Origin of the sequence: Azospirillum sp. B506 (assembly GCF_000333595.1) — a bacterium.
GTDB lineage: Bacteria > Pseudomonadota > Alphaproteobacteria > Azospirillales > Azospirillaceae > Azospirillum.
Genome location: NZ_BADK01000074.1, coordinates 1 through 6,718, shown reverse-complemented (window position 1 = coordinate 6,718; position 6,718 = coordinate 1). Strand labels below are relative to the sequence as shown.

Sequence of the window (6,718 nt, the reverse complement as noted above, 5' to 3'; positions counted from 1 at the left end):
AGCACCGACAGCACGCCGGGCGCCAGCAGCATCGGGTCGGCGAAGCGGATCAGCAGGAAGCCGCCGCCGTTGATGACGCCGGCATGCAGCAGGGCCGACACCGGGGTGGGCGTCTCCATCACCTCGGTCACCCAGCCATGGGTGGGGAACTGTGCCGACTTCAGCAGGGCGGCCAGCGCGATCAGCCCGGCGGTGCAGACGGCCAGCGCACTGCCCTGGAGGACAGCTTGGCCGGCGCGGGCCACCTCCGCGATGGTGGCGATGTCGGAAGTGCGATAGCCGACCGCCAGCAGGATCGCCGCACCGATCAGGGCGGCGTCACCGGCCCGCGCGGTGACCGCCTTCTTGCGTGCCGCCCGCCGCGCGGTGGGCCGGTCCGGGTAGAACAGCAGCAGCCGGTGCAGGAACAGGCTGGTGGCGATCCAGGCCATGACGAAATGGGTGAGGTTGCCGGCCTGCACCAGCAGCAGGACCGATGCCAAGGTGGCGCACAGCCAGCCGGTGAAGGCGCCTTGCCGGTCCTCGCCATCCAGATAGGTGGCGGTGTAGCGGACGACGGTCCAGCCGACGAAGGACACCAGGACCAGCATCGTCGCACTCACCGCGTCGAGCCGCACCGACAGGCCGATGCCGTGGGCGCCGATCAGCGGGCTGGTGCCGGCGCCGGCAAGGGCAAGCAGTCCGGCCGACAGCAGGGCGACGATGACGGCGGTCAGCGCTGCCGCCTCTGCCGCACGGGGGACGGAGGCGGGGCGTCGTCCAGGATCGCGGAACCCGGCAAAGGCGGCCAGCAGAAGGGCCAGAGGTGCGAGGAGCGGCAGGAGATGAGTGGACAACGCGGTCTCTCCGGAAATGCGTGAGGAGCCTATCCCTTCGATCTAGCAGCGTCACGGACTGAAAAAAAATTCATTGTTCTCGTGGTATCGTTCGGTAAAATCGAACGATGCGCGAGCTGAACTACCATCATCTCTTCTATTTCCGGGCCGTCGCCCATGACGGGAACCTGACGCGCACGGCGGCGCGGCTGAACCTGACCCAGTCGGCCCTGTCGGTGCAGATCCGCAAACTGGAGGAGCGGCTTGGCCATGCGCTGTTCGAGCGCGAGGGCCGTCAGCTTCGCCTGACCGAGGCGGGGCGGATCGCGCTCGACCATGCCGATTCGATTTTTGCCCTGGGCGAGGAGCTGGTGGGCACGCTGAAGGACGCCGGCCGGACCCGGCGGGCCTTGCGGGTGGGGGCGCAGGCCACGCTGTCGCGCAATTTCCAGATCGGCTTCCTGCGTCCGGTCCTCGGTCAGGAGGATGTCGACGTCATCCTGCGCTCGGGCAGCCCGGCGGAGCTGTTGCAGGCGCTGGAGGCGCTGAACCTGGATGTGGTGCTGATGAACCGGCCGCCGGCCGGCGATGCGGCTTCCCCCTTCGTCGCCCACAGGCTGGCGGAACAGCCGGTCACTCTGGTGGGAACACCGCGGCGGGCCGCCGGCGGCGGCACCATCGCGGAACTTCTGAGCGGTCATCCGATGATCCTGCCGACCGCGGACAGCAGTGTGCGCACCGCTTTCGATGCGCTGGCCGACCGCATCGGCATCCGCCCGCAGATCGCCGCCGAGGTGGATGACATGGCGATGATGCGACTGCTGGCCCGCGAGGATGTCGGGCTTGCCGTGCTGCCGCCCATCGTCGTCAAGGATGAGCTGGCGTCCGGCCTGCTGCACGCCGCCGACGTGCTTCCCGGCATCACCGAGACCTTCTATGCCGTCACCGTGCGGCGCCGGTTTCCCAACGCGCTGCTGCGTGCCCTGTTGCAGGCCGGCAGTCCGACGGTGGAACCGGACTGACGGCCGGTCGCTTTCTCTCCACATCGCCGGAAAACGGAAGCGCCCGTGGCGGCGTCGATAAGTTGCTTCGAATAAGGCGATGCCACTATTATTCGTGGTGCACAGCTTTTATTAAAAGTTGAAGCGCTCTATAATATCCGCGTCCGTTTCCAGAAGTTCGTTTCCCCGGAGAGCATGACATGGTGGAGCTTGGTGGCGCGCCATCGGACGCGCGGCATCTCACAATCGATGAACATTTGGGGGAGCGTTTGAGCAGGGCGCCCCTGTTGTCCGGCTTTTCCGATGAGAACATCCGGCAGCTGGCCTCCATCATGGACGGCCCCATCAGGATCCCGCAGGGCAGGCTCCTGTTCGAGGAGGGAGCGCCGGGCGACACCCTCTATTTCATCCTGTCCGGCGGTTTCGAGGTTCTGAAGCGTGACGGCGGTGGAAGCGCCCTTCACCGGCTGGCCCTGCTGACGGCTGGACAATCCATCGGCGAGGTCTCGCTGCTGGACAGCGGTCCGCGTTCCGGTGCGGTGCGTGCGGTCGAGGACAGCGAGGTCGTGGCGGTTCCGATCGCCCGCCTGCGCGAGCAGCCCGATCCGCATCTCGGCATCGACAGCCGGCTGAAGATCAACATGGCCTATGAACTGGCCGCCCGCCTGCGCCGCACCAACGAAGTGACGGTGGAGACCCTGCGCCGCCAGTTGAGCGAGGCGGAAAGCCGGGTGGAGATGAGCAAGTTCATCTACCGCCTGCTGGTCGGCCTGTGTTTCTACATGTTCGCGCTGGGCGTCACCACGGCGCTCAGCAAGGTGGTTCCCGACACCTCGCTGATCAGCCTGCCGATCCTGGTCGGCTTTGCCTTCGGCGTCTGGCGCACCGTCAAGACCAGCCCCTGGCCGCCCAGCACCTATGGTTTCACCTTGGAGAACTGGCGGGGCAACGCGCTGGAAGGTGCGGTGCTGTTCATTCCCGTCGCGCTGCTGGTCGTGCTGCTGAAATGGATCGGCGTGACTTTCATCCCGGCCCTGCAGGGGGCAGCGGTGTTCGACTTTCCCCGCTCCACCGGTCTTTTCGGCGGGGAAGATCTTTTGAACGGCAGCGCCTTTGGCGCCTTCACGCCGATCCAGGAGACCATCGCCCGCGGCACCCAGGCGTCGTTCCAGCTGTTCCTGACCAGCAAGCACAAGACGCTGGAAGCCATCGTCCTGTCGAACATGCTGTTCAGCGCCACCCACCTGCATGTGTCCATCATCCTGGCGCTGGCGGTGTTTCCCTTCGGTCTCTACTGGGGCTGGATCTTCGCCCGGCAGGGATCGCTGGTCGGCAGCAGCGTGTCCCATGCCATCCTGGGCGTCTTCGGGCTGATGATCGTCGGCATTCCCGTCTTCTGAAGCCCCGGCTATTCCGCAAGAAACCATCCGGCGAGCGCGGACAGCCACGGGTCGCTTGCATCGGTCGCTTCGCCTGCCGCGATCCGGCGGGCGAGGTGGGCCAGTGGGCGGTCCGGCGGGATCGCGTTCAAAATCGCCTGAACCGTCGCCGCACTGGGCTGGGACAGTCCGCGGGTCGTTGCCAGCGCCTTTGCCGAGGCTTCGAACGCGGGACGCGGCTCGTTGGGACCCTCGTCGGCCGCGGCGGGGCCGGCGCTGTTGATGGCGTCGAGCACCGTCTTCTTGCGCTCCGCCAATGGCAGGCTGGCCAGCTCCTCCGGCCAGAGCGGCCGGCCGATGTGGATGTCCTGGCGGGCGAAGCCGAGGGGGAAGTCCAGACGCTCGGGTGCTGGATCGACCGGCAGGGCGCCGGCGAAGCGGATGGGAACGATGGGGATCCCCAGCTTCGCGGCCAGATCGAGGAAGACCCCCGACAGCCGGGTGACCGGCGTCCGGCAGGACAGCGAGCGCGTCCCCTCCGCATGCACCATGATCGAAAGTCCGTCCCGCGTCACCGCGTCGCGCGCCTGTTCGATCAGCCCCAGCATGGCGGCCGGATCCTCGCGGTCGAACAGCATCATCATGCGGGGCAGGCGCAGCTCCGGAGACTTGCCGCACAGCGTCAGCAGGCTGCCGAGCCAGGTGTCACGATGTTCGGCCTTGGCGACGGTCAGGATCGGCCGGTCGGTCAGGGCGGCGCCGACCAGCGCGAAGGTCAGGGATTCCACCGCCACCTGATGATTGCCGAGGAACAGCGCGCCGCGCTGGCGGATGCGGGCGAGCTGGTCGGGTTCGGCGACACGGACCTGCCCGATGAATTCGCTGGCCAGTGCCAGGAACAGATCCTCCACCGCCCAGTCGCCGGTGCCCAGATGCGACCGCCAGAAGCGCTGCAGCGGGGCAAGATCAGGAGCGGCAGGGGCCCTGCCGGTCACCAGCCAGTCGGCGCCCTCCTGCACAATCGACAGCGGGATGGGGGTGAGGGGCGCGGCGGGGCAGCGGGCGGTGTCGCCCTCGACCGTCACGCTTCCCGGATGAACGCCGAACTGCTCCGCGGCATGTTCCTTGGCGGCGATGGCGCGGGCCATCCCGGCCGGGGTGCCCGACACCGCATAGATGCTTTCCAGCGTTCCCGGCAGCCAGTTGCTGGCCGCCACCTCACGGGCGTTCAGGCGCGAGGTGCCGGTGTCGAAGCGGGACAGGCGCACGCCGGGGGCGGCCTTGCGGTCGCGCAGGAAGGCCCGGCGGGCCAGGGCCGGCGCCTTGCCGAGGGCACCCTTGGGGAACAGCACGTCGGCCAGCTCCATCTCGGCCCAGACCCGGTCGCCGGTCAGCCATTGCAGGCGGGAGCGGGCGCGGCCCTGCGGGTCGAGCGGCAGGGCGCGCACCTCGATGCGGACCATGCCGTCACGCGGCGTCGGGCCGAAGAAGCGCAGCCGTTCGATGCTGCTGGGGTAGGCGAGCATCCCCGCCGCTCCGTCGCCCCACCAGAGTTCCGGCGCATGGCGCGGCATGGCGTGGAGGCCGGCATCGAGCAGCGCCGGGCCGATCGGTCCGGGCACCCGTGCCGCCCTGGCCGCGTCGAGCATGGCGGTGGCGCCTTGGGAACCGGTGCGCAGGTCGCTCAGGATCTGGAAGGCGGGACCGTGGAACAGCTCGCCGGCGCCATAAGGGCAGGGGGTGGGGCGAGGGTTGTCCAACGGGGGGAAGGGCGGGGGCGGGTCCGGCCAGCCCGCTTCGCGATCCGCCGCCCGAACGACCCGGCCGCTGGCGACGGTCTCGCCGCCCTGCCGCAGCGTGACGCGGCCATCGGGCGCCGTTTCCGGGAGCAGTGTCGCCGGCACCGTCACCCAGCGCTGGACCCGCACATCCTCAAGGGCGACGAGCGTGCCGCCCGGAACGGCTGCGGCGATGGCATCGGCGAGGCAGGTGAGCGGGACCGCCGGGACGGTGTGGGTGGGGCGATGGTCGCCGAGCCAGGGGGCACTGTCCAGATCGAAGCGGATGCCGCCGCCCTTGCGGCCATCGGCGCTATAACCGTCTCCGGGAGCGCCCGGCACCAGACGCGCCGCCAGCCCCTCGACCTCGTAGATGCGCAGATCGTCGGCCCACAGGCTGCCGCGGGCGACGGCGAGAATGCCGCGTTCATCCCGCTCGATCCGCACAATCTCGATTTCGGTGGCGACGGTGCGGTTGGTGGGGACGACCTGACCGCGGTATTTCCAGCGCAGGGGCTCGTCGAGCGCGGCGCCCTCGAAGCGGGGCGAGGGCAGTTCGCCGTCGAACCCGGCGAGCAGCATGGCGCGTTCCAGCAACTGCAGCAGCGCCTCGACGCCGAGCGAGCCGGGTTGGACCGGATCCTGGAAGAAATGGGCCTTGAAGTACCAGGATTCCGGGTCCACCGCCTGCCGTCCGCGGGCGAGACCCAGGCCGGCGGCACCGCCCTGCGGCCACCAGCCGGTGATCTCGTCCACCATGCGCAGCATGCCCTCCGCGACCTTGGTTCGGCGGGGTTCGGCCGCCGGCCGCGCCGGCGGGATCCCGCGTGCGTCGTCGGCGGGCAGAGGCGGCAGGCCGGTCTGCTTCGCCAAGGCGGCGGAGGCGAAGAAGCCGAAGGCGGTCTCCAGTTCCATCAGCGGCCGGTCGTCGACCCAGGCGCGGACCTTGAAGGCGATCAGGGTGATGCCGCCGGCACGGGAGAAGCGGGTCAGCGCCGCCTCGGTGCGGACACGGGCATCGGCGGGCGTCACCTCGGCGAACACGCGCGCGGCGTCGCCGTCGAGATTGCGGATCGCCAGATCCTCGGTGGAGCCGAGCGCGAAGCCCATATAGGACGCCAGCCAGCCGCAGGGCTGGAGCAGCACCTCCATCAGCACGCAGAAGGGCATCACCGGGGCGGCGTTCTCGGCGAAGTACCAGGCCCCAGGCTCCACCGCATAGTCGACCAGGATGGTGCCGCCGACGGTCGGCTCCCCGGCCGGGCAGTTCACCGACACCACGCTGGTCATGAAGTGATAGGGCGGACCGGGCAGGCGCGGCACCCGGCCGGCGTCGAAGCGGGCATACATGCTGCCGAAGGCGGCGGACGGCGCCCCCCAGGCGCAGGCCAGCAGCGCCTCGTGATCGCCGCGCACGTCGCCGCGGGTGCCGACGATGCGCGGCGCCTCCAGCCGTGCCGGCAGGGCGTGCCGGCCCTGACCGAGCGGCCAGTCGGGCACCAGCCGCAGTGCGAAGGCGCGGCAGTGGAAGACCTTGAAGCCGTCGGCGCTGCATAGCAGGGCGGCGCGGACGATGGGGGTGGGGCCGTCCTCGATCTCCTCGACGAAGACTTCGTAGACCAGATGGTGGCTGGCGTCGGGGATCACCTGACCGCGGCAGACGAAGCGGGCAGGCTCGTCCGGCACCGGCTCGAACCGCCAGGCATCGCGGCCGATGGGCGAGCCGCCGGCCGCCATGAAGGTCG

Annotated in this window: 4 protein-coding genes; 2 read left to right on the top strand and 2 right to left on the bottom strand. The window is 69.5% G+C overall.

The annotated features are described in order from the left end of the window. Positions 1 to 836, bottom strand: an 836-nt coding sequence (locus I71_RS02405; protein ID WP_042689862.1) for a proton-conducting transporter membrane subunit, incomplete at its 3' end; no start/stop codon positions are given. A gap of 107 nt (positions 837 to 943) precedes the next feature. Between I71_RS02405 and I71_RS02400 the strand changes: the two genes are divergently transcribed. Together I71_RS02400 and I71_RS02395 are read left to right on the top strand one after the other, a co-directional pair. Beyond that, entirely contained in the window at positions 944 to 1,837 is an 894-nt protein-coding gene (locus tag I71_RS02400; protein ID WP_042689858.1) for a LysR family transcriptional regulator, read from the top strand. 248 nt (positions 1,838 to 2,085) lie between these two features. Continuing rightward, positions 2,086 to 3,216: a cyclic nucleotide-binding domain-containing protein gene (locus tag I71_RS02395; protein ID WP_244433580.1), complete on the top strand. Its 1,131-nt coding sequence runs from the start codon at positions 2,086 to 2,088 to the stop codon at positions 3,214 to 3,216. Between the two features lie 8 nt (positions 3,217 to 3,224). Here the strand turns inward: I71_RS02395 and I71_RS34760 are convergent. Continuing rightward, positions 3,225 to 6,718, bottom strand: a 3,494-nt coding sequence (locus I71_RS34760; protein WP_199902091.1) for a 1-acyl-sn-glycerol-3-phosphate acyltransferase, incomplete at its 5' end; no start/stop codon positions are given.

Bases quoted from the DNA above. Each gene is read 5' to 3' on its own strand.
- I71_RS02400 (WP_042689858.1), top strand. From the start codon at position 944: ATGCGCGAGCTGAACTACCATCATCTCTTCTATTTCCGGGCCGTCGCC.